The organism is Comamonas thiooxydans (genome assembly GCF_000964545.1).
GTDB classification, from domain to species: domain Bacteria; phylum Pseudomonadota; class Gammaproteobacteria; order Burkholderiales; family Burkholderiaceae_C; genus Comamonas; species Comamonas thiooxydans.
The window spans coordinates 461,934-486,727 of the sequence record NZ_BBVD01000007.1 but is presented as its reverse complement, the minus strand read 5'-3'; the positions used below and the strand labels follow the sequence as shown (position 1 = coordinate 486,727).

Sequence of the window (24,794 nt, the reverse complement as noted above, 5' to 3'; positions counted from 1 at the left end):
TTGCAGACAAACAATCACAGCCATGCACAAGACATGGCTGAAGCAGTATTCAGAGTTTGAGCAAAGAGGCAGTAACAGCTCTTTGCAGCGACCCGGGGGTCACTGAGCGCATGAAAACGCGCTCGGGGGTGCCGGAACCTGGCAGGCGATTTGTCTGCTTCAGCTCACTGACGGTGAGACGGCAGATTGTTATGGATGCCCACAGCCAGACGGCTTGGCGTCTGTTGACAGGTGAACAGACCGGGCCAATTTGAACAGATTTTTGCCGCCGTCCCAAACCAGGGGCAGAGCTTGCCGGGCTCTGGCAGGGTCTTGGCAAGCTGTGTTAACAATTAAGAACAAAAACAGCATGCCGAGCTCCACCCATCGGTATCATCAGCTATCAAATTCGAAGCTTCAGGATGACTTGCGGCGCCCGCAGGCGGGCGCACTCTGGTGAACATCGCGCCACAGCAGCATCTCGGCCACGCGCTCGGACTTGTCGTCATCAAAGCCCAGCTTCTGCGCGCGCTCGGCGGGGTTGGTCCAGGTGCCGAACAGCATGTCCCACAGCGGCAGACCGTAGTTCTGCGCATGGTGGCCATGCTGATGGTGCACGGTATGCATTTCCGGGCGCTGCAGCACATAGCCAAGCCAGCGCGGCGTGCGCATGTCGGCATGGGTGAACAAGTCGAAGGCCGCCGTCAGTCCCAGGGCCACGGCCGCCGCCGCCGGGCTGGCACCCAGCACCCAGTAGCTGGAGATCACGCTCAGCAGCATGGCAGCGCAGGAGTCCAGCGGGTGGGCGTAGAACGAAGTCAGCACCTCGATGCGGCGCGCGCTGTGATGCAGCTGGTGGAACACGCGCCACAGCAGATCCGAGGCATGGGTGGCGCGGTGCCACCAGTAAAAGACAAAGCTGGTGATGAAAAAACTCAGCAGCCCCACCAGCATCGGGTTCCAGCGTGCCCCCACATCGAAAAGCGCATGCTGGCGAATGCGCTCCTCCAGCAACCAGCCCAGAACCAGCGTGCAGACCAGCGTCAGCGCGCCCAGGGCGCTGCTGTAGATCAGCCAGCGCCGGTCGCAGAGATTGCGCGAGGCGGGCGCAATCACCTCGCGCGTGAAGACTGCCACGAACAGCAGCGCAATCAGCGGATAGACCAGGTACTCCAGCACGGCAATCATTCCCCTTGAGGTTTGCCATGCAGTCTATCGACTGGCGCCGCTCCAGTGCTTTATTGGGGCAATACGAACTGCTCCAGCGGCGTGTCGTTGGGCGCGGCCAGCTGTTTCTTGAGCACCTCGCCCATGGGCAGGTTTAGATTCACGTTCTTGGGCGCAATGGGCTGCATGAACCACTTGGCGTAGAGCTTGTGCATCTCGCCCGAGCGGATCATCTGCAAGATGGCTCCGTCCACGGCCTTCTTGATCTGCGAGTCGTTCTTGCTGAACTGGATGGCAATCGGCTCGGCACCAATCACCTCGCCCACGATCTTGTAGCCCTTGGGATTCTTGCTCTGACCGATCACGCCGGCCAGCATGTTGTCATCCAGCACAAAGGCATCGACGCGGCCCGACTCCAGCATCAGAAAGCTCTCGAACTGGTCCTTGCTCATCAGCGTCTTGAAGTTCAACTCGTTGTCGCTGGCGTATTTGCGCAGAATCTGCACCGCCGTCGTGCCCGTGATGGCGCCCACATTACGCCCCTGCAGCTGCTTGAAGGAGGTGATGCCCGAGTCGGCACGCACGGCCATGCGCACCTCGCTGACATAGGTGGTCAAACCAAACGCCACCTGCTTCTGGCGCGTGAGGTTGTTGGTCATGCTGGCGCAATTGAAATCGGCCGTGCCGTTGTTGATCAGCGGCATGGTGTTCTGCGGCGTCAGCACCATGTACTTGATCTGGGCCTTGGGCGCGATCGCCTGCACCACGCGCTCGCAGAGGTCCATGTGATAGCCGACGAACTTCTCGTTGGCACCGATCGCGTAGGACATGGGGACAGCGGCTTCGCGCACGCCCAGCACCACGGTGCCGCCGGCCTGCCAGCGCTGCAGCGTGGGCGATGCGGACAGATCCACGGCCGTGTCGATATTGGCACCGATAGTGGAACTCGCCGCTTCAGTCTTGCCCGCAGCCATGGCCGAACCCGCACATACCAGCGCTGCTGCCAGCCCAACCCATCTCAAGGACATGCCCATCACCCACTCCCAAAAACAAAAGCGCCGAGACCCCTGGTCATCGGCGCTCATCACCAACCCGATCCGGCACACACCTCATGCAGTCATGAGGCCCTGGCCCGATTGTCCTTGTTCGCTTATTGCTTTGAGTGGAATGCTTATGCCTGCACAGCGCTTCATGCGTCGCGTTTGGCGGGGACGGCCCCCATCAGTTCACGCAGGCGCTGGTGGGCGCTGCTGGCCTCATCGACCGGCTGCTGGTGCTTGGCCTGCAGATAGCGCTCGGTAAACACCCCCAGATAGCTCTCCAGTACCTGGCCGGCCTGCACATCGCCGGCATCGCCCACCAGCTCCAGGCACAGCGCCGCCACCTCGCTGGTGCAGAAATGATCGTCGCGCTTGGATCTGCGCAATTGGTAGCGAGAGATCAGGTCCGGGTGCAGGCTGAGCACGGGAAAGCCATCGAGATACGGGCTTTTGCGAAACATCTTGCGCGCCTCCGACCAGGTCGCGTCCAGCAGTATGAACAGCGGGCGTCTGCCGGGCTGCAGCGCACGGCTGTCGCCGCCGTCCAGCGTCTCCAGCACACGCTCTGCAGGCTCTGCATATTCACCGGGGAAGACCACATAGGGCTGCCATTGCGGATCGGCCAGCAAGGCCTCCAGCTGGGGGTCCAGCTCGGTGCGCGACCAGCCGAAGGCATGGGTGTCCTGCACCACGTCGGCAATCAGCCAGCCCGTGTTGCTGGGCTTGAGCGGCTCGGCATCATGCATCAGCAGGCAGAAGGCCGCGCGCGTGGCCAGCTCGGGGCGCAGCGCGCACATGCAGTGGGAGGGGCGCAAACGGCAGCCCTCGCAGCGCTCGCCCTTGGGGCCGCCACGCGCCAGAAACGGACGCGTGCTGCGCGCCAGCCGCGCCTGGCGCAAGCGCGAGACGGCATGCGGAGACAGCGTGGAGGCAACGCTTTTCTGCGGAGTCAGAGTGGCGGAGGACAAAGGCGTGGAAGCGGGCAAGACAGACACCAGCAGGTTCGGACAGATGCCCGGATTGTCCCGCCTTTGCCAAATCCAGTGCTGATGCTGCAGGAGCGCCGCTTAGTCGCAGTCGCCCTGCTCGAAGGTCGGACCACGGCCAAAACTGAACACCGTGGGCCTGGCATTCCTGAGTCCGGCGGAAATCACATTCCTGAAGCGGTCCGGCTCGCAGTTGAAGCGCGTGTCCAGCACATAGTCGTCGGACTCTGCCTTGACCATGGCATCGCGCCAGGCGACAGTCGCATCCAGCACCTTGCCGTCCACCATGGGGGCCTGCACCGAATAATTGATGAAGTTGGTCAGGCGCGAACCCTTGGCCTCCAGATAGACCACGGGGTCGGCGGCATTGCCGCACAGCGTCAGGCAGTCGGCGTAGTAACGGCTGTCCAGCAAGGGCTCGAAGCTGCCAAAGGTCAGGTCGCCGAGCTTGATGTCGGGCTGGCCCTCGGACACGTTCAGCACGCTCTTGAGCGAGAGATTGCAGCTGGGTGCGATATCGATCTCGACAGACTCGATCACCTTGTCGGCCTCGTCGCTGACCAGGGTGATATCGCAGCCGTCGGTGCGGAACTGGTGGCGGTGGAATTCCGAGCGCATGGCCGGGCCGGCGATCTTCTGCGCATAGGCCAGATTCATGCCTATGGTCTCGGTGCTAAACAACTGGTCGATCACGCGCCTGGCTTCTGCGGCAGGCGGTGCCGGCGCAGGGGCTGGCGCAGTTGCGGGGGCCTGTGCCGAGGGCGCGGCGCCCTCGGTCTTGGAGTCCGAGCAGGCCAGAAGCAGGGCAGCGCCAGCCATGGCAGCGGTCCAGACTCCGCAGCGTTTGATCCAGCGATGAGGCATCTGCATATCCTTGTGAGTTCGCAAGCCCCGCAATATAGGTGCAGGCCCCGAAATCACCAAGAACCAGAGGCTTCAGCCCCCAACGCACTCCAGTTCGAACAGCGGCATATCGGCCTGACGACTCAGCCATACGCCGCCGCCCAGCTCCTTGAAGTTAGGCTGCAGGCCGCGGCGGTACAGCTCAGCGCGGTGGCGATACAGGCGCGGGTCGGTCAGTTCCTCGTCGATGATGTCGCGCTCGTAGTCCTCGCGTGCCACAGCCTCGATGTAGAGCCCGCCGCGCGACAGCCGGCCCAGATTGGCCAGCGCCTTTTTCAGGTCAGTCGGACTCAGATAGGGCAGCACGCCCTGGCAGATCACCAGATCGAAAGGCTGGCAATCTTTGGGCTGCCAATCCACCACCGAGCCCTGCTCCCAGCCATAGCGCTCGCACAGATAGGGACTGAACTCCACGCCCTGATACTGCACGCCCGGAAAGTGCTTTTGCACCGCCTCGCGCCACAGGCCTATGCCGCAGCCCACATCAAGCACCCGCTGCACGGGCACGCGCAGATACGCAAGATACGAGCAGACAAACGCACCCAGCCGCCGCGCGTGCTCGGGGTCGATCACGCTGGTCTTCTTGTCAAAGTAAAAGCGCTGGTAATACGCCTCGTCAAACCACTCGTTGCTTGCTGATTGCACGCAGCCTCCTTCAAAAACAAACGGCGCCCGAAGACGCCGAAACTTCAAAAACCGACGCTGACTCAGGAAAGAGACAGCCAGCAAGGGCCTGGGCGGCCCCGCCGCCCCGCAGCGATGGCTTTCGTCCCCCGCCGGGGCAAGGCGCGCAGCGCCTCAGGGGAGTTAAATTCTGCCGACCACGGACCAGCCCTTGCGCTGGTCCTGCTTGTTGTTCTCATAGTCCCACACCGTGCCGCAGCGCTCGCAGACATAGCGGGTCACCGTCGCCGTAGTCGAGCCGCGCTCCTCCTTGCGGTTGCCGCGCTGCATCAGTTCGGCATGGCCGGGGGCTTTGCGCCAGTTGCGCTGAATGCCGGCACAGGCGTCGCACAGATGGTCTTCGGCAGGAGTGGTGGTGTTGGTCATGAAAAAACTACTGAATGTGGTGCAGGCCCCGGACATACGCCCGCGCTGCAAAGCAGCCATTGTGCCGCCTGCCCCGGTTTTGCACCGGCAGCGGGCACAGCATCACCGCTTGCAGGTCGGGCATGACCGCACTCCATGTTGCCGTTCGTGGTTCAAGGCCTTGCCCTGCAAGCGCAGACAGCTCCTGTTTTTGATCCCCCTCCACTGAAGATAAAAAAGGCCGCTTGCGCGGCCCTGGTTCAGGCAGCCTGGATCAGACCTTCGCGGGGCGATAGGCCAGGCAGATCTTGTTGCCGTCTGGGTCGCGCAGATAGGCCAGATACATGGAGTCGCCGCGCCAGCCCGGCGCGTCCTCGATCGACACACCACCCGCTGCCAGGCCTGCCGCATGGGCCGCATTCACCTGATCGGTGGACTGGGCCAGAAAGCCCGTGGTCGCACCATTGCCCGAGCTGGCCGACTCGCCGTTGATGGGCGTGGAGATGGCAAACACGCCCGTGGGGCTGCGGTAGAAGAAGCGGTTCTTGTTGGCAACGCCGGGCGCAATGCCCAGCTGACCCAGCAGCGCGTCGTAAAAGCGCTTGCTGGACTCCAGATCATTTACACCCAGCATGATGTGGCTAAACATGGTTGTCTCCTGGAAAAGCCCTGTTTCGGGCGAAGATGGGAAATCAGCAAGCCATCGTAACGGGAGCTTGCCGTCCTCTTCTGTCTCCCATATTCAGCCCGCCATGCTGCCAGACCATTTCACCCCGGTTCCCCTGGACAAGTCCTACCGCCTGCTCAACCACGGCCCCACAGTCATCGTCTCGGCCCAGCATGCGGGCGAGCGCAATGCCATGAGCGCTGCCTGGGCCTGCGCGCTCGATTTCGCACCGCCCAAGATCAGCGTGGTGCTCGACAAGGCCACGCGCACGCGTGCGCTGGTCGAGGGCAGCAGCCTCTTTGCCGTGCAACTGCCCACCGTACCCCAGGCCGCGCTGACGGTGGGCATAGGTACGGACAGCGCCGTCACCGAACCCCACAAACTCGTCAAACATGGCGTGCAACTGTTCGACGCACCGGGCTTAGCTGTACCGCTGGTGGCAGGCTGCGCAGCCTGGCTGGTCTGCAAGCTGATCCCCGAGCCGCACAACCAGCAAAGCTATGACCTGTTCATCGCCGAAGTCGTCGCCGCCTGGGCCGACGAGCGCGTGTTCCGCAATGGACACTGGGAGTTCGGCTCCGCGCCTGCCGAGCTGCGCACCCTGCACTATGTGGCGGGCGGGCAGTTCTTCGCGATTGGCGAATCGGTGCTCGTGAAATAGAAGCTCTCATGGCTGTATCGCTTATGCATCAATCGCTGGCAGCTATCAAAATAATGCGCACCTTGCCGTAACGGCCACTGATACCCTCAGGCGCCCTGGCCCGCAGCGCCTGCGCACCCAGGTCTTTGTAACCGCCTTGATTTAGACTGCATCACTGGCTGACATATCAACAACCCACGACTGCAGGTGCCGTACCGCCGCACAGGGCAGCGGTCTCTGCATCAATCACCGTGAAGTGACAGGCAATGGCGCAAGAGTTTTTTGATCCCGTGCTGTTCATCAAAGAAGATGCGCCGACGTCGGTCGATCTGTCGCAGACACCGTTTTTCTGCAATATCCACGGGTTCCCGCACTATTGCGCGGAGCCGCCCACAGGCTTGCAGCTGCTTGAGCCTGCAACCAGTGACCCCACGGCCGTCATCGGCAACGCATACCGCGTCCTTTCTGCGACCACCACCCACCCCGACCCCAAGTACGGCAATCAGACCAAACTGGAGTTCCAGGCCGATCAGGTCGAGTACGAAGCCATTGCAGTCACGCATCAAACTGCAGCGGCGTTCGGCATGACGCTGATCGAGCCAGGCCAGGGAGTTCGCATCACCAGCCCCCAGCCACATCTTTCGCTGGTCGACTATGAGTACGGCATGTTTGCCGGGCACCGCTCGCCCTATGAGGGAACCGGCTACCGCTTGCTGGGCAAGATCTGTACCGACCTTGAGCATCACGATTTCCCGCATGTCTTCGCCTCCATCGACCCTCACCTGCCGCTGGTGATTTCGGTGGGAAAGTACTGGCCGGAGCAACAGAAAATCTGCCTGGCAGACCTCTGGCTGCCGCGCGGCATGGCCTTGTATGTGCCGCCCCGGCCCAGCCTGCCCGGACAGACCTGCCTGGATCTGCACGGCAACCGCAACTCGGCCCTGGCCTGCTGGCGCGGGATAGAGCGTTCCAGCGTCAAAACCCAGACCCTGCTGCAGACCGAAGGCGGCTATTTCTACTGGTTCTGGAACGAGCTGCCCACCACCCACCCTCTTCTCGATCTGACAGGAGCGTCCCATGCTTGAAGCCCGCCCCCGCCTGCGCACCCTTGAACCCGACACGGACAACGGCCTCTACCAGACGCTGCTGGAATCCACCCTGGCGATTCCGTTCAAGATTGACTGGACCACGAAGAAATACAGCTATATCGGCCCGCAGATCGCTGATCTGCTGGGCTGGAGCCCCGAGAGCTGGGAGACCGTGAACGACTGGGCCGAACGCATCCACCCCGACGAGCGCGAGCAAACCGTCTCGCGCTGCGTGGAGCTGTGCCTGGCGGGTGTGGATCACGAGGCCGAGTACCGGGCGCTGACCAGCGACAACCGCTTTGTCTGGGTCAAGGAAGTGGTGCATGTGCTCTGCGACGAACAGGGCCAGCCCACAGCGCTGATCGGCTTCACCTTCGACATCACCGAGCAGAAAAAATCCGAACATTTGCGCGCCGAGCTGGAGGCCCAGAAGCTCTCCAACGCGCGCCTGCAGGAGCGCCTGCGCCTGACCCACGACCTGCACGACGGCCTGGGCGGCGAGCTGGTCCATATGATTGCTTCCGTCGAGCAGGGCAGCGATGCCATGACCCGGCCCCAGGTGCTGTCCATGCTCAAGCTCATCCGCAACGATCTGCGCCAGAGCATAGACAGCAACGCCTCGGCCCAGGTGCGCGTGCCAGCCACTCCACAGGAATGGCTGGCCCCCTTGCGCCGCCGCTTCAACGATCTGTTCGAGGCCCTGGGTGTGCGCTGCGACTGGCAGTTTCCGCAAAGCTGGAGTCAGCCGCCCAACGCGCTGCAATACCTGGCTCTGACCCGGCTGATCGAAGAGGCACTGACCAATGTCATCAAGCACAGCCAGGCCCGCCATGTGCGCCTGTCCCTGGTGCAACCGCAGGCGCAGGAGTTGCTGCTGGAGATCGAGGATGACGGCGTAGGCTTTGATGTGCAGGCCGTGGATGCATCGGGTCTGGGCGTGGGCATGCGCTCCATGGCCGTGCGCATTGCGCGGGTCGGCGGACTGCTGGGGATTGAGTCGTCGCCGGGGCGGACTGCTTTGACGGCGCGGGTGGTGTTGGGTTCTGAGGATTGAGTTTTTGGGCTATGGGACTTGCCTAGCTTGCGGCTATAGCTATTCTTTTTAGCGCTTTGCTTGGTTTGAGTTCAGAGGGCGGGTCTCGGCCCGGCTGTCTGGGTCCCTGCGCTTCAAGTGCCGACAGCTGTCAAAACAGCGTTTGCTATGTCGTTAACGACAGGAGCCGGGATTTCGCCCCGGCTGGCGAGTTACTTTCGTGTTCACGCACGAAAGTAACCAAAGAACGTGGCCCGACTGTCTGCGGCCCTGCACTTCGCTGCGGGCAAACCTGCGTCACGCCATTCGCGCTGCGGTGCCGCCCAACTCGCTGCGCGGCATGCCGCTTCGCTCACACATACGGCGGCAAGTCAGAATACGATGCAACGCTGTCCTGCGGCAGCGTTGCCCGCAGCCCGAACCGCGTGCCGCAGGCGCAGACACACGGGTGGATGCGGGCGGCCTGCGAGAGCTATGAGCAAATCGGGCCGTAACGCTTATTCAGCAAACGCAAGCAGCTATCAAAAGCACAAAGAAGCTATTCCGCATTTGGTATTGCCCCTTGTACCCACGCCTGTGATGGCGGCCTCTTGGTGCTGGCGGCTGCACCGTAGAGTGCAGACGCTTCAACTTCAAATCTGCGGCAATCTGTTTGAACGGAGCGCTGAAAGCGCGCAGTGAGTTTTGCCGCAAGCAGCAAGAGGTTGACGGCGCAGGTTGCCCCGTAGCGCAGCGAAGGGGACGTGGGCAGCAGGGGCTGTGTTCTTTGCTCACTTTCTTGGGGGCGGCCTTCCGTCACAAGCAAGAAAGTGAGTCGGCAGGCGGGCCGAGACCCGCCCTCTGTCCATCAATCGGGCATGTCGTTAAAAGCAAAAACTCAAGCCAAATCAGCCTTTCCCCAAGGCAGACCAAGCGCCATCAGCGATCAATACTCGAGGCAGATCTTGCCGAAATGCCTGCCCGCTGCCTGATGCTCGAAGGCCGCCACCATCTGCTCCAGCGGATAGCGGCTGTCGATCACGGGCTTCCAGCCGAAGTTCTCCAGCGCGCGCACCATGTCCTGCTGCTGCTCGCGGCTGCCGACGATCAGGCCCTTGAGGGTTTGCTGCTTGCGCATCATCTCCACCGTGGGCACGGCGCCCGCAAAGCCGGTCAACACGCCGATCAACGCGATATGGCCGCCCACGGCGCAGGCACGAATGGACTGGGGCAGAGTGCCCGGGCCGCCGACCTCGACCACGATATCGGCACCGCGACCGCCGGTGGCTGCCAGCACGGCGTCGCCCCATTCGGGCTGGTCCTTGTAGTTGATCACCAGATCGGCTCCCAATGCCTTGAGCTGCTCGGCCTTGGCCGCGCTGGAGGTGGTGGCGATGACGGTGGCGCCCATGCTCTTGGCCATCTGCAGCGCAAAGATGGAGACGCCGCCCGTGCCCAGCACCAGCACAGTGTCGCCGGCCTTGAGATGGCCGTCCACCACCAGCGCGCGCCAGGCCGTGAGGCCGGCCGTGGTCAGCGTGGCGGCCTCGGCATGGCTCCAACCCTCGGGGGCATGGGTAAAGCTGGTGGCGGGCAGGTTCACGAATTCGCGTGCAAAGCCGTCCACGCCGTCGCCGGGCACGAGCTGGAAGTCGGAGGGCACGTGACGGCCCGACAGCCATTGCGGGAAGAAGGTGGAGACCACGGCATCGCCCACGGCAAATTCCTTCACGCCTGCGCCCACTGCCGTGACCAGGCCTGCGCCGTCAGCCATGGGAATGCGGCCGTCGGCCGCCGCGCCGGGACGGCGCACCACACCCAGGTCATGGTAGTTGAGCGAGCTGGCGTGAATGCGCACCTGGATCTCGCCCGCAGCAGGCGCCGCAGGTGCGGGCAGCTCGACAAGCTTCAGGTTTTCGAAACCGCCGGGCGCGGCCAGTTGCATGACTTTCATGGAGTGCTCCTCAAGAGGTGAAACAGATGCTGCGCATGGTGCCTTCAATGCGCAGCCACCACCAGTACCAACATATTTGTTGGGTAGTATTAAAAATGTAAGCAATGCATGAATGCGGGCTGACGCTAGGATGCTTGCACTTTGGAACTGCAGCGAGGTGCCCATGAAACGATTGAACAGCAAGAGCGGCTGCGCCGTGGAGGTGACGCTGTCCGTCATGGGTGGCACCTGGAAGCCCATCATCCTGTTTCAGCTGCTGCATGGAAAAAAGCGCTTTGGCGAGCTGAGCCGTGCCATCCCCGGCATTACCCAGCGCATGCTGACACTGCAGCTGCGCGAGCTGGAAGAAGCCGGCATCGTCGAGCGCACGGTGTATGCCGAAGTGCCGCCGCGCGTGGACTATGCGCTGACCGAGCTGGGCCGCAGCCTGCAGCCGGTGCTGATCGCCATGCGCAACTGGGGCATCGCCTACAGCAAGAACTTTGCTCAGGCCGAGCCCATGCACGACACAGATCAGAACAGCGCAAGCTGCCTGCCAGATTTGAAGCAAAAACAGGCTTGAGCGCTTACCCATCAAACGTCAGCAGCTATCAATTCCAATAAATCGACAGCAAAAAGCCCGCAGGCTGCAAAAGCTTGCGGGCTTTGGTCTGAAGCCGCAGGGCTTATTTGCCGGCGGTCAGCGTGGTGTAGCTGTTGATCAGATTGCGGTAGTCGGGGATGTGGTTGGAGAACAGAGTCCCCAGACCTTCGATGTCGTTGCGCCAGTCGCGGTGCAGCTCGCAGGCCGCGCCGAACCAGGTCATGAGCTGGGCGCCGGCCTGCTCCATGCGGCTCCAGGCAGCCTGCTGGGTCATGCTGTTGAAGGTGCCCGATGCATCGGCAATGACGAACACCTCGAAGCCTTCCGCCAGCGCCGAGAGCACGGGGAAGGCCACGCAGACCTCGGTCACCACGCCAGCCACGATGAGCTGCTTCTTGCCCGTGGCCTTGACGGCCTTGACGAAGTCCTCGTTGTCCCAGGCATTGATCTGGCCGGGACGCGCGATATAGGGGGCAGTGGGGAATTTTTCCTTGAGTTCGGGCACCAGCGGGCCATTGGGGCCGTTCTCGAAGCTGGTGGTCAGGATGGTCGGCAGCTTGAAGTACTCGGCCATGTCGGCCAAGGCCAGCACATTGTTCTTGAACTTGTCGGGGTCGATATCGCGCACCAGGGACAGCAGACCGGTCTGGTGGTCGACCAGCAGCACGGCGGCATTGTCTTTGTCGAGGCGAACGTAAGGCTTTTGGCTCATGGGAATCTCCTTCAAGAGTGGAGGTGGGTGAAAGCCGGCGGGCGCGCCCGCCGGTGGGAAAACTCGATACCGTGCGACCTGCTCAGGCCGCAGCGCCATGGCGCTCGACCGCCGGGATGCGGCCGAACTGGCCGCTGCGGAAGTCCTCCAGCGCCTGCTGGATTTCCTCGTCGCTGTTCATGACGAAGGGGCCGTAGCCGACCACGGGCTCGTCAATCGGTTCACCCGACAGCCACAGCAGCGTGACGTCGCTGTTGGCTTCCAGATGCACGCTGTCCGCAGCGCGATCCATATGCACCAGCTGTCCGGCGCGGGCAATCTCCTGTCCGTTGACCAGCAGCGTGCCGTGCAGCACCACCAGCGCCAGCGTGTGACCGACCCGGGCCTGCAGCTCGGTCGCGGCCCCGGCGTTCAGCCGCACATCCCAGACATTGATGGGCGTGAAGGTTTTCGCCGGGCCGCGATAGGCGGGCCCCTTGCTGCCACGGTAGTCACCGGCGATGACGCGCAGATGACCCGCGTCATCGGGCAGAGCGACCTGCGGGATGTCGGCATTCAGCAGGTTCTGGTAGCCGGGGGCGGACATCTTGTCCCTGGCTGGCAGGTTGACCCACAGCTGCACCATCTCCAGCGGTCCACCGCTGCGTGCAAAGGCTTCGGAGTGGTACTCCTCGTGCAGGATGCCCGAGGCCGCCGTCATCCACTGCACATCGCCGGGGCCGATGGTGCCGCCGGCGCCCGTGGAGTCGCGGTGGGCCACTTCGCCCTCATAGACGATGGTCACGGTTTCGAAGCCGCGGTGCGGGTGCGTGCCTACGCCGCGCCGCGCCGTGGTGGGCGTGAAGCTCTGGGGACCGGCGTGATCGAGCAGCAAGAAAGGGCTCAGGGCCTTGCCGTGGTCGCCATAGCTGAACAGCGAGCGCACCGGAAAACCGTTGCCCACCCAGTGGGGACGGGGAGCTTCGTAGACACCCAGGATTTTCTTGAGCATGACATTTCTCCTTGCGGCTGGCCTGCAGTCCCTATGGAGACCGTAGGCGTTGAACATGGAGAAAGTATGAATTTGGAACGATAACTTGAGTAGTCCACAATATTCAGTCTCAGAGTTCTATTTTTAAAACGATGAAGCTGCCAGATCTCAACGAGCTCTACTACTTCGCCCAAGTGGTCGAGCATGGTGGATTCGCGCCTGCAGGCCGCGCCCTGGGCCTGCCCAAGTCCAAGCTCAGCCGCCGCGTGGCCTTGCTCGAAGAGCGCCTGGGCGCGCAGCTTTTACTGCGTTCCACGCGCAGCTTTGCCGTGACCGAGGTGGGCAAGCGCTACTACCAGCACTGCCGCGCCATGCTGACCGAGGCCGAGGCCGCCGAAGAGTCGGTGGCGCTGGTGCATTCCGAGCCCTGCGGCAAGGTGCGCATGAGCTGCCCCGTGGCCCTGCTGGCCTCACGCGTGGGCCGCATGCTGGGCGAATTCATGCGCCTGTATCCGCGCGTGGAGCTGCAGGTGGACGAGACCAACCGGCGCGTGGACGTGGTCGGCGAAGGCCTAGATCTGGCCCTGCGCGTGCGCCCGCCGCCGCTGCAGGACAGCGATCTGGTGCTGCGCACGCTGGCCGAGCGCCGGCAATGCCTGGTGGCCGCACCCGAGCTGCTGCAGCGCCTGGGTCAGCCCGGCGGCCCCATGGACCTCTCGGCCTGGCCCAGCCTGGACATGGGCGGCGTGCAGGAAACCCACCGCTGGGTGCTGCACGGCCCCGACGCCGTTCGCGCCGAGGTCAGGCACCAGCCAAGGCTGGTGACGCAGTCCTTGCTGGCCCTGCGCGACGCTGCCGTGCTGGGTGCCGGAGTGGTTCAGCTGCCCAATATGTTTGTGCGCGAGGAACTGCGCAGCGGCACGCTGGTACAGGTGTTGCCGGGCTGGCAGCCGCGGCCCGAGATCATCCACGCCGTCTATGCCTCGCGCCGCGGGCAGCTGCCTGCCGTGCGCGCCCTGCTTGACCATCTGGCCCAATCCTTCAGCGCCCTGTCCGAGGACTAAGCATCAAAAACGGCTGCAGCGCTTATCCAGCAAGCGCTGGCAGCTATGGATTGCAAGTCCATCAACCCAGAGCCGCCTGGATATCTCCGGCCAGCTTCTCGGGCTTGTCCTGAGGCGCGTAGCGGCGTATCACCTGCCCGTCGCGGCCCACGAGGAATTTGGTGAAATTCCATTTGATGGACTTGGTGCCCAGCACACCCGGCGCTTCGGAGGTGAGCCAGCGGTACAGCGGATGCGCACCGTCACCGTTGACCTCGATCTTGTGCATGAGCGGGAAGCTGACGCCGAAGTTCAGCTCGCAAAAGCTCGCGATCTCGTCATCCGAGCCTTTCTCCTGGGCACCGAACTGGTTGCAGGGAAAGCCCAGCACCACCAGGCCCCGGTCCGCATACTGTTCGTGCAGTGCCTGCAATCCCTTGTACTGGGGCGTGAAACCACAGGCGCTGGCGGTATTCACGATCAGCAACACCTTGCCCTGGTACTGCGACAGAGGGACGCTGCGCCCCTGGATGTCGGTGGCTTCAAAGTCATAAACACTGTTTGCCATGCTGCTCTCCCGCCAATGCGAAGCCGCAAGCTTAAGGCAGTCGGCAACTTGTCTCACAGCTAGAAACAACCCTGCATAACCGCGCCACGGAGACAATACCGGGGCTGCGACCATAGAAAAACCGATCCCCGCAAGCAGAGCGCCTGTTTTTTGGGCATTCTTCGCAGTCTTGCCTTCTTGCGGCCCTTGGCGGGCTGCCTTGCAACGTGCGTTTGTCCTTGAACGAATTGAAAGAAAAATGGGTAGCTCAAGCCACAGCTCTGTGGACGCGCGCTCGCGCCAGTACTGCTGGCCAGCGCATTGCGGCCCTGCCCTGGTGGCGTCGCTGGCCGACGCGGCGTGAATGGCTGTGGTTTGCCGCAGCCTTGCCGGTGCTGTTTGTCGTCTATGTGCTGCTGCTGATTCCGTTCACGCCCAGCATCAGCGACATCCGCAAGGCCAAGCTCGAGCAACCCGCGCAGATCCTGAGCGCCGACGGCAAGCTGATCGGCGAGTTCAAGCGCAGCAACCGCCAGTGGGTGCCGCTGGAGCAGATTTCGCCCGCCGTGGTCAAGGCCCTCGTGGCCACCGAAGACCACCGCTTCTACGAGCACCATGGCATGGACTTCACGCGCACCGTGGGGTCGGCCATCCACACGCTGGGCGGCAATCCCCAGGGCGGCTCCACCATCACCCAGCAGCTGGCGCGCAATCTCTATCCCACGGAAATCGGCCGCGCCCGCAATGTGAACCGCAAGCTCAAGGAGGCGATCACGGCCTTCAAGATCGAAGCGCTCTACACCAAGGACGAGATTCTCGAAACCTATCTGAACACCGTGCCCTTTCTCTACAACGCCTATGGCATAGAGATGGCGGCGCGCACCTATTTCGACAAACCGGCGGCCAGGCTCACGGTGCTGGAAAGCGCCACGCTGGTGGGCATGCTCAAGGGCAATGCCTATTACAACCCGGTGATCAACCCCGACCGCGCGATTGCGCGGCGCAACACCGTGCTGAGCCAGATGGTCAAGCGCGGCGAACTCAAGGACGATGAGTTCGAGCGCCTCAGGAAACGCCCCATGCGTCTGGACTTCGAGCGCCAGGAAGAACCTACAGGCATGGCGCCGCATTTTTCCCAGCAGTTGCGCAAATGGCTGATCGCCTGGGCCGACAAGCACGACTACAACATCTATACCGACGGCCTGGTCGTGCGCACCACCCTGGATTCGCGCCTGCAGAACTGGGCGCAGCAGGCCGTGAACCGCCAGATGCATACGCTGCAAGGCATTGCCAACAACAACTGGAGTCACCGCGACGGCTGGAGCGCAGAGAACGCGCTGGTGCTGCAGCTGGTACGCGAGACGGAGGCCTTCCGCAAGCTCGCCAGAAGCGGCAAACCTTCCGACATCAGCGAGGAAGAGGCACTCAAGAAGCTGCTGGCCGACAAGACCTTCATGAGGCAGCTGCGCGAGGACAAGACCCGCGTGCAGGCCGGCTTTCTGGCCATAGACCCGCGCACCTCGGCCGTACTGGCCTGGGTGGGCAGCCGCGACTATGCCCAGGATGCATTCGACCATGTGGCCCAGGCACGCCGCCAGCCCGGCTCCACCTTCAAGCCCTTTGTCTATGGCGCAGCCCTGCAGCGTGGCGCCAGGCCCGAGGACACACGCAAGGACGAAGCCGTGGAAATCCAGCTGCCTGGCGGCGAGGTATGGCGTCCCAGCGATGCCGTCGAGCCCACGGGCGTGCCCATGAAACTCGGCGACGCGCTGGCCTATTCCAAGAACACCATCACGGCCGAGCTGGGTCAGGAAGTGGGCATGGACCGCGTCATCAAGCTGGCCCGCGGCCTGGGCGTGCGCCAGAGCCCGCTGGAGTCCGTGCCTTCGCTGGCACTGGGCTCCAGCCCCGTCACGCTGCTGGAAATGGTCAACGCCTACGGCAGCATTGCCAACTCCGGTCGCTACATACCGCCCCAGCTGGTCACCCGTATCGAGAATGCCGACGGCGAGCTGCTGGCCGAATTCACCCCGCCCAAGCCCGATCAGGTCTGGGACGAGGAAGAGAACTACGGTCTGCTGGAGATGATGCGCGCCGTGATCGACAAGGGCACAGGCCGCGCGATTCGCAAGCAATATGGCATTCGCGCCGACGTGGCCGGCAAGACCGGCACCACCCAGGGCAATGCCGACGGCTGGTTCATCCTCATGCACCCGCAGATCGTGGCCGGTGCCTGGGCAGGCTTCAACGATGCACGCATCACGCTCAAGAGCGACCAGTGGGGCCAGGGTTCGCGCAGCGCCCTGCCCATGGTGGGGGACTTCATGTCGCGCGCCATGCGCAGCCCGCTGCTCAATGCCAAGGCCCGGTTCACCGAGCCCAACACCAGCCACTGGTGGAGCGATCTGGTGGGCCGTCTGCGCGACAAGGTTCAGGAATGGAGCGGGCCCGCAGATGAGGGCAACAACCCTGATCGCACAGCGCCGACAGCTCCCGCCCATCCAGCGCCCAACAGAAGCAACGGCAGCGAGGTGGACATCATCGAGAGTACGCCCGCTGCACCGCCCTCGACAGGCGGCCAGCCCGCGCCAGCCGACAGCAGCGCCCAGCCGCCTGACCTCGACAGCAGCCCCGGGCTGGCTCCCGGCGAGATGATGTCTGCGCCTGCACCGAGCAAAGCCCCCGCGCCTTCAAGCTGGAGCGACGTAGGCACACCACTGCCGCCTGCGGCGCCACTGAATGCGCCGCAGGACAACCAGTAGCACGGTTTTCAGCCACATACCCCACTGGGCTGTCGAATAACTGGTCCAATTGCAGACTGATACCCGCCAGCAGGTTTCCCACCAGGAGGCCGCTGGCGGATTTGTTTTCGCCGGGCATGTAACCCACATGCCGATGGCGCTGCGCCGATCCGGAGCCGACATGACCGCCAATACGCCAACCATAGTCACCTTTGCCATCTACCTGCTGGGCATGCTGCTCATCGGCTGGGCGGGATACAAAGCCACGTCCAACCTGTCCGACTACATCCTGGGCGGGCGCAGTCTGGGCTCGGTGGTCACGGCCCTGTCGGCCGGGGCATCGGACATGAGCGGCTGGCTGCTCATGGGCCTGCCCGGGGCGGTGTTTGCCACCGGCCTGTCGGCCTCGTGGATTGCCATCGGCCTGTGCGTCGGTGCCTGGCTCAACTGGCGCTTTGTGGCGGCACGCCTGCGCGTCTATACCGAAAAGGTGGGCAATGCGCTGACATTGCCCGATTACTTCACCAACCGCTTCGAGGATGGCAGCAGTCTGCTTCGCATCGTCACCGCGCTGGTGATTCTGGTGTTCTTCACCGTCTACTGCGCCTCCGGCGTGGTCGCGGGCGCCCGCCTGTTCGAATCCATGTTCGGCATGGACTACCAGACAGCCCTGTGGGTGGGTGCCGTGGCCACCATGGCCTATGTGTTCATCGGCGGCTTTCTGGCCGTGAGCTGGACCGACACCATCCAGGCCTCGCTGATGATCACCGCGCTGATTCTGGCGCCGCTGATGGTGATCTATGCCGATGGCGGCGTTGGGGCCAGCGCAGCCATCATCGAAACCGCCCGCAGCGGCGCCTTCGACATGTTCAAGGGTCAGGGGGCGATTGCCATCATCTCTTTGCTGGCCTGGGGTCTGGGCTACTTCGGCCAGCCCCACATTCTGGTGCGCTTCATGGCGGCCGAGTCGATCAAGACCATTCCCAACGCGCGCCGCATCGGCATGAGCTGGATGATGCTGTGCCTGGGCGGCGCCGTGGCCGTGGGCTTCTTCGGCATTGCCTTCTTTGCCAGCCGCCCCGATATTGCGACAAACGTCAACGGCAACCATGAACTCGTGTTCCTGGAAGTGGCCAAGTTGCTGTTCAACCCCTGGATCAGCGGTGTGCTGCTGGCCGCCGTGCTGGCGGCCGTGATGAGTACCCTGTCCTGCCAATTGCTGGTCTGCTCCAGCGCCCTCACGCAAGATATCTACAAAACCTTTTTGCACAGGAACGCCAGCCAGAAGCAGCTGGTCTGGTTTGGCCGCGCCATGGTGTTCGCCATTGCCTTGATCGCCATCCTCATTGCGCAGGACCCCAAGGCCAAGGTGCTGGGCATGGTCAGCAATGCCTGGGCCGGCTTCGGTGCCGCCTTCGGCCCGCTGGTGCTGATATCGCTGCTCTGGGCCCGCATGACACGCAACGGCGCACTGGCCGGCATGGTCGTGGGTGCGGTCACGGTTCTGGTCTGGCAGCATTACCAGTGGTTCAAGCTCTATGAGATCGTTCCCGGATTTGCGTTTTCCGCTATCGCAATCATAGTGGTCAGCCTGCTGGACAAAGCGCCTTCGGCCACGATCATGGCCAAGCACCGCGAGGTGGAGGCTGAAATCGCTGCCCATGGCGAATAAAAGCTGCCACGCCCCTGCCAAAGCCCTGTCCGGCCATGCCGACAGGGCTTTTTTGTCGTCGAAAACCGCTCGACAGACTGCACAAAAAATAGGCGCAACTTGCATTTTCGAGGCCTATCCGTCACACTTACGGGTCGAAATTTCAGGCATTACCTGAGATTCTGAAAGGTTTAGTGAATGCTCAAGGCCGCTGCAGCCAAGGTATATCAGACGGGTTTAGCGTTGATGCTGGGTGCCGCTTTTGCGCTGGCATCCCCTGCGGCTTTGGCGCGCAAAGCGCCCGAAGTCGGTGCTACCGTTCCCGGCTTTGAGACCGTGAGCCTGGCCGAACTGCCGCGCGAAGGCCGCACCACCTATGGTCGCATCCTCCAGGGTGGTCCGTTCTCCAGCGACAAGGACGGCACAGTCTTCGGCAACCGTGAGCGCATACTTCCGCGCCAGGCCAGAGGCTATTACCGCGAATACACCGTGCGCACTCCAGGCGCGAAAAACCGGGGTGCGCGACGCATAGTCTGTGGCGGCTTGCAGCCCCAGGTGCCCGATGCCTGCTTCTACACGGGCGACCACTACAACAGCTTTCAGCAAATCGTCCAATGAAGTTAAAAGACGCCCTCCAGGCCCGCCATACAGCGGCTTTTGACCTCTTGAATTCTGCAGCGGCGGTTTGCGCAGACAGCCTACAGCGCTGTCAGTACCGACTCTGCCACCAGTTTTGATGTTTTTAGAAAGAATCACGGAGATGGACACGCCACTTCGTAAGCCCTCGGAAACACCGTTGCGCAATGTTCGCCCGAACATCGTGCAATCCATTCGCGCCTATCGCATTCCTGATCTTCAGGCAGCAGCAGAGGCGCTGGGCTCCCATTTCCTCTATGCCAACCTGGCCCATGCCCAGACCAAGGCCGATGTTTTCGAGCTGCTGTCCACACAGTTCTACCTGCCGGCACACTTTGGCAAGAACTGGGATGCGCTGTATGACTGCATGACCGACCCGATCAACAAATCCGGCCCGCAACCCGGTTTTGTGGTGGTGCTCGACCAGATTCCGACCACTCCCAAGTTCGACAAGGAAGTGCGCGAGCAGTTGCTGGACGTGTTCCGCGATACCGCGGACTTCTGGGCAGAGCGCAAGATTCCCTTCCGCTGCTTTTACTCATTCCTATAGGCCGGCTGCTGCGGCGCACACAACACAAAATGCCCGCCTTGAATGCGGGCGTTTTTGCTTTCAGAACCAAGGGCTCAGGCAGTGCTGTCCTGAGTGGCGACCTTGAGCTGCATCCACTTGCCCATTGCAATCACCAGCACGGCGCCGCAGGCGGCCGCTGCGTAATGCGCCCAGGGATTGATCCGTACAAAACCTTCGAGCATATGGTCGCTGGTGATGGTTTCGCCGGCCACCCAGCCAATCAGTGCCGCGCCCAAAGTGACGATGACCGGAAAACGCTCCATCAGCTTGATCATCAGCGTGGAGCCAAAGATGACCAGCGGAATGCTGATGGCAAGGCCCAGAATCAGCAGCAGCATATCGCCGCCCGCTGCCGCAGCCACGGCGATCACATTGTCCAGGCTCATGACCAGATCGGCGAGCAAAATGGTGCGAACGGCAGCCATCATGCCCTGCCTGGCCACGCTGCCGGAATCCTCTTCTTCATCTTCGCCCTTGAGCAGGCCCACGCCAATCCACAGCAGCAGCAGGCCACCGATCACCTCGACGAATGGCAGCTGCATCAGCTTGGCAGCCACCACCGTCAGGACAATACGCAACACCACGGCGGCACCGGAGCCGAACAGCACCGCTTTTTTCTGCTGCTCCGGCGGCAGGCCACGTGCGGCCAGAGCAATGACCACCGCGTTGTCACCCGAGAGAATGATGTTGATCCAGACGATCTTGAACAAGCCGATCCAGAAATCGGCACCGAGCATGGCATCCATGGAAAATATTCCTGAGTTCTCTGTCCATTGCACCTTGAACGGACAAACGCCCGGCATTGCAAAGCCAGGCGTGATCAATGCAGGGAAGTTTAGCCAACTGCCTCTTGGAGCCGCTATCGGCGTATTGCTTCTGACGTCATGGGAATTGCAGGCCGCGGAGTTCGCTTCCGTTTTGGGACAGACTCCGCAGGCACCTCAAATTACCAGTTTTCAGTGATAGCCAAGCGACTTGATCTCGGTAACAGTGGGACACGAAAACCAGCGGCACCTCACACAATATGGCAGAGACTTTTTCCCTCCCTACAGAGTCCATTCTCCCCAGCCCCTTGATCGTGGTGGAGGATGAGCCGTTGATCCGCAATCGGCTGGAAAACATTTTGCATGGCCTCGGATATGCGGATGATGCCCTCATCTTTGCTGCAACCCTGGGGCAGGCACGCGCCCGGCTGGCGGAGCATCCAGTCGCCATGGCACTGGTGGACCTGGGCTTGCCCGACGGCAGCGGCATAGAGCTGATCAGCCAGCTGCGCGCCGCCGATCCCGGCATGGGAATTCTGGTCATCTCCGCCTGGAGCACCGAGGACGCCATTCTGTCGGCGCTGCGTGCCGGGGCCAACGGCTATGTGCTCAAGGAGCGCGACGACCTGGAGGTCACCCTGTCCATACGCAGTGTGCTGCGCGGTGGCGCCCCCATCGACCCTTTCATTGCACGGCGCATCATTGCCGAGTTGCAGCCCTCCCAGCCCACGGAAGCGCACAAGGAGATGCCGCCCGAAGCCATACTCAGCGCCCGCGAAATCCAGATCCTCAAGCTGGTCGCAGACGGCATGACCAACCGGGAGATCGCAGAGTCGCTCTTTCTCTCGCGCTACACCGTGGAGTGCCATGTGAAGAACATTTACCGCAAGCTGGCCGTGCCTTCGCGCACCAAGGCGGTCAGCGAGGCCCGGGCACGCGGTTTGCTGAGCTGAATGTTCAAGCGGTCGGCTCTCTTGCTCCGCCTGATATTTGCGCTCGTCATGAGCTGGAGTTGCGGCGTGGCCTGGGCACAGGAGCCCAGGCCTCAGGATCTGCTCTGTGAACCGCGCATTGTGGCCCGCCAATCGGCCAAGGCACTGCCCGAGGGGCCTCCACCCGATGCGGCCTTGCTGAAATGGGTGGATGTGCCGGGGCTGGATGACTGGAGTCAACGCTGGCCCGGCTATGACGGTGCAGCCTGGTACCGCATCGATTGGGAGAGCCCCTGCGGGCGCGATCAGCCCGTGGCGCTGGCCGTCGTCAATATCGTGATGGCGGGCGAAGTGTTCGTGAATTCAGAACTGATCTGGCGCGATCAATCGCTGGTGGAGCCGCTGAGCCGCAGCTGGAATATGCCACGCTACTGGCTGCTGCCCAAGGCGCTGCTCAAGGAGCAGGGCAACAGCATCTGGGTGCGCGTCCACGGGCTCAGCAGCCAGACGCCAGGCCTGGGGCGGCTGCGCATAGGCCATCCAGCCGAGCTCAAGCAATGGACGGCACAGGCCACCTGGAACCTGCGCACCATTTATATGGTCTGCATCACGGTCAGCCTAGTGCTATGCCTGCTGTTTTCGTTTGCCTGGCTCCACAACCGCAATCAAAAACTCTATGGCTGGTACGCACTCAATCTGATGTGCTGGGCACTGATGCTCTGCTTTATGGTCATGACTGATCCCTGGCCCTTCAGCAGCACGCCGGCCTTTGCCAAGGGAAATCTGCTGGTTTTCATTGCCTTTACCTACACTTTCTGCATTTTTACCCTGCGTTTTGCCGAATTACGCCTCATGCGTCTGGAACGTACGCTGACCGGCATATGCGGCCTCTGCGCTGTATTCGCCCTGTCTGTCCCCGATGCACAGATGGCGCTGAGCCAGGCCGTCTGGCTGCTGATGTTCTGTCTTTGCGCTCTGGTCTGCCTGCTGTTTCCACTGCGCGCGCTGCAGACACGCACGCCAGCCCACATCGCTTTCAGCCTCTGCTTCGTGCTCTACCTGGCCATCGGCGTGCACGACCTGCTGCTGCTGACCAAGACCCTGGATCACAATCTGACGCTGACTCCCTACACCACCTTGTTGAGCATGCTGGTGATTGCGTGGTTGCTGGGTCGGCAGGTCGTGTGGAATATGCGCCGCATCGAGCACTTCAACCACGAACTCAGTCTCACCGTCACACAGGCCTGCGACGACCTGAGCCAGACCCTGGAGAGAGAGCATCATCTGGCTCTGAGCCACTCCCGCCTGCAGGAACGTCTGCGCATTTCCCAGGATCTGCACGACGGTCTGGGCGGCTCTCTGGTGCGCTCCATTGCCCTGGTCGAGCAAAGCAGCGCCCCGCTGCCCAATGCCCAGGTGCTGTCCATGCTCAAGCTCATGCGTGACGACCTGCGTCAGATGATTGATACCGGCACCAGCACCGCCATCCAGGTTCCCGAGACACCCATGCAGTGGCTTGCTCCACTGCGCCACCGCTTTGCACGACTGTTCGAGGAGCTGGACATTCAGGTGAAGTGGTGTCTGCCCGAATACTGGACTCACGCGCCCAGCCCCATTCAGTGCCTGACGCTGACCCGCGTGCTGGAAGAGGCATTGACCAATGTCATCAAGCACAGCCGCGCCAGCCAAGTCCAGGTTCGGCTGGAGATTCCCGACTCCAGGGAGTTGCAGCTGCAGATCGAGGACAACGGCACAGGCTTTGATTTGGATAGCACACAGATCAACAGCATGGGCGTGGGCATGCGCAGCATGCTGGCGCGACTGGAGCGCCTGCAAGGCACTCTGGTCATACAGTCCCGCCCCGGCCGCACCGAGCTGCGGGCCAGCCTGCCGCTGTTCGGCAAGGTGCAACGCCACACCGATGTACAGAGCTCCATGCCGTCTCCCCAGAGCATCTGGTAACTGCGCTAAGCTTTCTGCATGCCCCTGCTTATCGACGGAACACCGCATGAAGACGGCGTCTTCACCCTACAGCTGACTCCTGACGCGCCGCACAGACTCAAAACCAGCCCCGGTCAGGGCAGCCTGACCCTTGGCCCCAGGACGCTGTTGAAAACAGCGGACCTGTGGCTGCCTGTCGACGCCTGCGTGCTCTGGTCCTGCTTTGACCCCTTTGCCACGCCCGCCGGCTCGCCCTGGCCACGCAGCTTCTACTACACGGGCAATGACAGCGGCTTCTTCACATGGGCGCAGCTGCGTGCTATCGAAAACTTCAGCTGGTACCCACAGCTGCAGCAAGATGTACATATCGACGCCAGCCAGTCACAGATTCGCGAACTGAGCATTCATCTGCAAGCGGGCAATCAGGGCCACATCCACCTGAAGCTGCCGCAGCAGGGCATGCGCCTTCATCTGCATGGCAATCTGGAGCAAATCACCATCACCGCAGGCCTGCCTGAAAGCCTGAGTTTGAGCCCGGCCACCAGCAAGAACCCTGCCGACGAAGCCTTCCAGCTGCCCGACATGGGCAGCCTGAAACAGGTCACCACGCTGGAGCTGAGCAATGGAGCGGGAAAGCAACCCATTTCGCTGCAAAACCTGCTGCAGTTTTCGAAGCTGGAATCGCTCTCCCTGTGGGGAAACCACAGCGATTTGGCTCAGCTTTCATCATGTACGCAGCTCAAGGCGCTATCACTGCGTTTTATGCGCCATCTGTCGGGACTGCCTGCGCTGCCAACCTGGCCGGAGCTGGACTTCTTCATCGCCTACAACGTGGAAGAAGCCACTGGCAAACACCTGCGCCAGCAACTCAAGGACCGTGCCAAGGCACGACCCTGGGCTGACTACACATCCGTCAGCCAGTTGCGCAAGCCCGAATGGTGGGCCAAGGAATATGGGCGGCCATTTGCGGGCTGGCCCGCAGCCCGCGCCAGGATTGCGCATGCGGCTTATGAGCTGGCAGAGCAGGAAATCGGCACTGCCAGCAGCCTTGGCCATGTGCAAGCTGCACTGACGGCCTTTGCCGCCCGCTTCAACACGGTCAAGGGCATTGAAACCAGCGAACGTGAAGACCTGGGGCTGGCCGTGCAGCAACTGGCACAACTGCCTGCGGCACTGTCACTGAAGCTGACGGATGAGCAGGCCCAGCAGTGGTTTGATGAAAACCGCGATTACTAGCG

The 24,794-nt window shown here is 62.3% G+C and carries 25 protein-coding genes; 13 read left to right on the top strand and 12 right to left on the bottom strand.

Features of this window, described 5'->3' with window-relative positions; all coding sequences use genetic code 11:
* Positions 1-396: 396 nt before the first annotated feature.
* The 7 genes from Cth01_RS12860 to Cth01_RS12830 all read right to left on the bottom strand — a co-directional run bounded on the left by Cth01_RS12860 (position 397) and on the right by Cth01_RS12830 (position 5,753).
* Entirely contained in the window at positions 397-1,167 is a 771-nt protein-coding gene (locus Cth01_RS12860) for a sterol desaturase family protein (protein WP_034382332.1), read from the bottom strand.
* A 50-nt stretch (positions 1,168-1,217) separates the two neighbouring features.
* Entirely contained in the window at positions 1,218-2,180 is a 963-nt protein-coding gene (locus tag Cth01_RS12855) for a transporter substrate-binding domain-containing protein (RefSeq protein ID WP_052703317.1), read from the bottom strand.
* 155 nt (positions 2,181-2,335) lie between these two features.
* Positions 2,336-3,172 (bottom strand): tRNA-uridine aminocarboxypropyltransferase, encoded by an 837-nt coding sequence (locus Cth01_RS12850; protein WP_034405652.1) that lies wholly within the window; start codon positions 3,170-3,172, stop codon positions 2,336-2,338.
* An 81-nt stretch (positions 3,173-3,253) separates the two neighbouring features.
* Positions 3,254-4,036: a hypothetical protein gene (locus Cth01_RS12845; RefSeq protein WP_045839433.1), complete on the bottom strand. Its 783-nt coding sequence runs from the start codon at positions 4,034-4,036 to the stop codon at positions 3,254-3,256.
* 72 nt (positions 4,037-4,108) lie between these two features.
* Positions 4,109-4,720 carry a class I SAM-dependent methyltransferase gene (locus Cth01_RS12840; RefSeq protein ID WP_045839361.1) on the bottom strand — a complete coding sequence of 204 codons (612 nt, stop codon included), beginning with the start codon at positions 4,718-4,720 and terminating at the stop codon, positions 4,109-4,111.
* A gap of 162 nt (positions 4,721-4,882) precedes the next feature.
* Entirely contained in the window at positions 4,883-5,125 is a 243-nt protein-coding gene (locus Cth01_RS12835; RefSeq protein WP_019042688.1) for a hypothetical protein, read from the bottom strand.
* Between the two features lie 253 nt (positions 5,126-5,378).
* Positions 5,379-5,753, bottom strand: a complete 375-nt coding sequence (locus Cth01_RS12830; protein ID WP_034350925.1) for a VOC family protein — start codon at positions 5,751-5,753, stop codon at positions 5,379-5,381.
* Between the two features lie 103 nt (positions 5,754-5,856).
* Between Cth01_RS12830 and Cth01_RS12825 the strand changes: the two genes are divergently transcribed.
* The 3 genes from Cth01_RS12825 (at position 5,857) to Cth01_RS12815 (ending at position 8,553) form a co-directional block, all read left to right on the top strand.
* Positions 5,857-6,432 carry a flavin reductase family protein gene (locus Cth01_RS12825; protein ID WP_034405657.1) on the top strand — a complete coding sequence of 192 codons (576 nt, stop codon included), beginning with the start codon at positions 5,857-5,859 and terminating at the stop codon, positions 6,430-6,432.
* A gap of 245 nt (positions 6,433-6,677) precedes the next feature.
* Positions 6,678-7,496: a hypothetical protein gene (locus Cth01_RS12820; protein WP_045839360.1), complete on the top strand. Its 819-nt coding sequence runs from the start codon at positions 6,678-6,680 to the stop codon at positions 7,494-7,496.
* Positions 7,489-8,553: a sensor histidine kinase gene (locus Cth01_RS12815; RefSeq protein ID WP_045839359.1), complete on the top strand. Its 1,065-nt coding sequence runs from the start codon at positions 7,489-7,491 to the stop codon at positions 8,551-8,553. Before Cth01_RS12820 ends, Cth01_RS12815 begins: the two co-directional genes overlap by 8 nt.
* A gap of 904 nt (positions 8,554-9,457) precedes the next feature.
* Here the strand turns inward: Cth01_RS12815 and Cth01_RS12810 are convergent.
* Complete coding sequence (locus Cth01_RS12810) at positions 9,458-10,465, bottom strand: zinc-dependent alcohol dehydrogenase family protein (RefSeq protein ID WP_045839358.1); 1,008 nt, start codon at positions 10,463-10,465, stop codon at positions 9,458-9,460.
* Between the two features lie 157 nt (positions 10,466-10,622).
* On the opposite strand from Cth01_RS12810, the gene Cth01_RS12805 reads away from it, so the two are divergent.
* The gene (locus Cth01_RS12805) at positions 10,623-11,027 is read left to right on the top strand and encodes a winged helix-turn-helix transcriptional regulator (RefSeq protein ID WP_278043680.1); all 405 of its coding nucleotides are present in this window, start codon (positions 10,623-10,625) and stop codon (positions 11,025-11,027) included.
* A 103-nt stretch (positions 11,028-11,130) separates the two neighbouring features.
* Here the strand turns inward: Cth01_RS12805 and ycaC are convergent, their stop codons facing one another.
* Together ycaC and Cth01_RS12795 are read right to left on the bottom strand one after the other, a co-directional pair.
* Positions 11,131-11,760: an isochorismate family cysteine hydrolase YcaC gene (gene ycaC, locus Cth01_RS12800; RefSeq protein WP_034350937.1), complete on the bottom strand. Its 630-nt coding sequence runs from the start codon at positions 11,758-11,760 to the stop codon at positions 11,131-11,133.
* A gap of 82 nt (positions 11,761-11,842) precedes the next feature.
* Positions 11,843-12,751, bottom strand: coding sequence for a pirin family protein (locus Cth01_RS12795; RefSeq protein ID WP_034350940.1), 909 nt, complete (start codon positions 12,749-12,751; stop codon positions 11,843-11,845).
* Between the two features lie 131 nt (positions 12,752-12,882).
* Here Cth01_RS12795 and Cth01_RS12790 point away from each other — a divergent pair, with 131 nt between their 5' ends.
* A complete protein-coding gene (locus Cth01_RS12790; protein ID WP_080747040.1) occupies positions 12,883-13,794 on the top strand; it encodes a LysR family transcriptional regulator in 912 nt (303 codons plus the stop codon).
* 61 nt (positions 13,795-13,855) lie between these two features.
* Here the strand turns inward: Cth01_RS12790 and Cth01_RS12785 are convergent, their stop codons facing one another.
* Positions 13,856-14,341: a glutathione peroxidase gene (locus Cth01_RS12785; RefSeq protein WP_034374741.1), complete on the bottom strand. Its 486-nt coding sequence runs from the start codon at positions 14,339-14,341 to the stop codon at positions 13,856-13,858.
* A 212-nt stretch (positions 14,342-14,553) separates the two neighbouring features.
* Here Cth01_RS12785 and Cth01_RS12780 point away from each other — a divergent pair, with 212 nt between their 5' ends.
* The 4 genes from Cth01_RS12780 (at position 14,554) to Cth01_RS12765 (ending at position 19,898) form a co-directional block, all read left to right on the top strand.
* The gene (locus Cth01_RS12780) at positions 14,554-17,082 is read left to right on the top strand and encodes a penicillin-binding protein 1A (RefSeq protein WP_052703315.1); all 2,529 of its coding nucleotides are present in this window, start codon (positions 14,554-14,556) and stop codon (positions 17,080-17,082) included.
* A gap of 160 nt (positions 17,083-17,242) precedes the next feature.
* On the top strand, positions 17,243-18,733 hold the full coding sequence (putP, locus tag Cth01_RS12775; protein ID WP_174447070.1) for a sodium/proline symporter PutP: 1,491 nt from the start codon (positions 17,243-17,245) through the stop codon (positions 18,731-18,733).
* Positions 18,734-18,910: 177 nt separating this feature from the next.
* Positions 18,911-19,330, top strand: coding sequence for a guanyl-specific ribonuclease (locus Cth01_RS12770; protein ID WP_003066953.1), 420 nt, complete (start codon positions 18,911-18,913; stop codon positions 19,328-19,330).
* A 142-nt stretch (positions 19,331-19,472) separates the two neighbouring features.
* Positions 19,473-19,898 (top strand): barstar family protein, encoded by a 426-nt coding sequence (locus Cth01_RS12765; RefSeq protein ID WP_003072350.1) that lies wholly within the window; start codon positions 19,473-19,475, stop codon positions 19,896-19,898.
* A gap of 74 nt (positions 19,899-19,972) precedes the next feature.
* Here the strand turns inward: Cth01_RS12765 and Cth01_RS12760 are convergent, their stop codons facing one another.
* On the bottom strand, positions 19,973-20,665 hold the full coding sequence (locus tag Cth01_RS12760; protein WP_045839355.1) for a TerC family protein: 693 nt from the start codon (positions 20,663-20,665) through the stop codon (positions 19,973-19,975).
* Between Cth01_RS12760 and Cth01_RS12755 the strand changes: the two genes are divergently transcribed.
* The 4 genes from Cth01_RS12755 (at position 20,664) to Cth01_RS12740 (ending at position 24,792) form a co-directional block, all read left to right on the top strand.
* Positions 20,664-20,882, top strand: a complete 219-nt coding sequence (locus Cth01_RS12755; RefSeq protein WP_055477383.1) for a hypothetical protein — start codon at positions 20,664-20,666, stop codon at positions 20,880-20,882. The genes Cth01_RS12760 and Cth01_RS12755 overlap by 2 nt on opposite strands.
* Before the next feature lie 61 nt (positions 20,883-20,943).
* Positions 20,944-21,636 carry a LuxR C-terminal-related transcriptional regulator gene (locus Cth01_RS12750; protein WP_034350946.1) on the top strand — a complete coding sequence of 231 codons (693 nt, stop codon included), beginning with the start codon at positions 20,944-20,946 and terminating at the stop codon, positions 21,634-21,636.
* A gap of 48 nt (positions 21,637-21,684) precedes the next feature.
* Positions 21,685-23,577 (top strand): sensor histidine kinase, encoded by a 1,893-nt coding sequence (locus Cth01_RS12745; protein ID WP_045839432.1) that lies wholly within the window; start codon positions 21,685-21,687, stop codon positions 23,575-23,577.
* Between the two features lie 18 nt (positions 23,578-23,595).
* Positions 23,596-24,792: a hypothetical protein gene (locus tag Cth01_RS12740; RefSeq protein ID WP_045839354.1), complete on the top strand. Its 1,197-nt coding sequence runs from the start codon at positions 23,596-23,598 to the stop codon at positions 24,790-24,792.
* Positions 24,793-24,794: the final 2 nt, after the last annotated feature.

Bases quoted from the DNA above. Each gene is read 5' to 3' on its own strand.
- Cth01_RS12860 (WP_034382332.1), bottom strand. From the start codon at position 1,167: ATGATTGCCGTGCTGGAGTACCTGGTCTATCCGCTGATTGCGCTGCTG.
- Cth01_RS12855 (WP_052703317.1), bottom strand. From the start codon at position 2,180: ATGGGCATGTCCTTGAGATGGGTTGGGCTGGCAGCAGCGCTGGTATGT.
- Cth01_RS12845 (WP_045839433.1), bottom strand. From the start codon at position 4,036: ATGCCTCATCGCTGGATCAAACGCTGCGGAGTCTGGACCGCTGCCATG.
- Cth01_RS12835 (WP_019042688.1), bottom strand. From the start codon at position 5,125: ATGACCAACACCACCACTCCTGCCGAAGACCATCTGTGCGACGCCTGT.
- Cth01_RS12830 (WP_034350925.1), bottom strand. From the start codon at position 5,753: ATGTTTAGCCACATCATGCTGGGTGTAAATGATCTGGAGTCCAGCAAG.
- Cth01_RS12825 (WP_034405657.1), top strand. From the start codon at position 5,857: ATGCTGCCAGACCATTTCACCCCGGTTCCCCTGGACAAGTCCTACCGC.
- Cth01_RS12820 (WP_045839360.1), top strand. From the start codon at position 6,678: ATGGCGCAAGAGTTTTTTGATCCCGTGCTGTTCATCAAAGAAGATGCG.
- Cth01_RS12815 (WP_045839359.1), top strand. From the start codon at position 7,489: ATGCTTGAAGCCCGCCCCCGCCTGCGCACCCTTGAACCCGACACGGAC.
- Cth01_RS12810 (WP_045839358.1), bottom strand. From the start codon at position 10,465: ATGAAAGTCATGCAACTGGCCGCGCCCGGCGGTTTCGAAAACCTGAAG.
- ycaC (WP_034350937.1), bottom strand. From the start codon at position 11,760: ATGAGCCAAAAGCCTTACGTTCGCCTCGACAAAGACAATGCCGCCGTG.
- Cth01_RS12795 (WP_034350940.1), bottom strand. From the start codon at position 12,751: ATGCTCAAGAAAATCCTGGGTGTCTACGAAGCTCCCCGTCCCCACTGG.
- Cth01_RS12790 (WP_080747040.1), top strand. From the start codon at position 12,883: ATGAAGCTGCCAGATCTCAACGAGCTCTACTACTTCGCCCAAGTGGTC.
- Cth01_RS12785 (WP_034374741.1), bottom strand. From the start codon at position 14,341: ATGGCAAACAGTGTTTATGACTTTGAAGCCACCGACATCCAGGGGCGC.
- putP (WP_174447070.1), top strand. From the start codon at position 17,243: ATGACCGCCAATACGCCAACCATAGTCACCTTTGCCATCTACCTGCTG.
- Cth01_RS12770 (WP_003066953.1), top strand. From the start codon at position 18,911: ATGCTCAAGGCCGCTGCAGCCAAGGTATATCAGACGGGTTTAGCGTTG.
- Cth01_RS12765 (WP_003072350.1), top strand. From the start codon at position 19,473: ATGGACACGCCACTTCGTAAGCCCTCGGAAACACCGTTGCGCAATGTT.
- Cth01_RS12755 (WP_055477383.1), top strand. From the start codon at position 20,664: ATGGAAAATATTCCTGAGTTCTCTGTCCATTGCACCTTGAACGGACAA.
- Cth01_RS12760 (WP_045839355.1), bottom strand. From the start codon at position 20,665: ATGGATGCCATGCTCGGTGCCGATTTCTGGATCGGCTTGTTCAAGATC.
- Cth01_RS12750 (WP_034350946.1), top strand. From the start codon at position 20,944: ATGGCAGAGACTTTTTCCCTCCCTACAGAGTCCATTCTCCCCAGCCCC.
- Cth01_RS12745 (WP_045839432.1), top strand. From the start codon at position 21,685: ATGAGCTGGAGTTGCGGCGTGGCCTGGGCACAGGAGCCCAGGCCTCAG.
- Cth01_RS12740 (WP_045839354.1), top strand. From the start codon at position 23,596: ATGCCCCTGCTTATCGACGGAACACCGCATGAAGACGGCGTCTTCACC.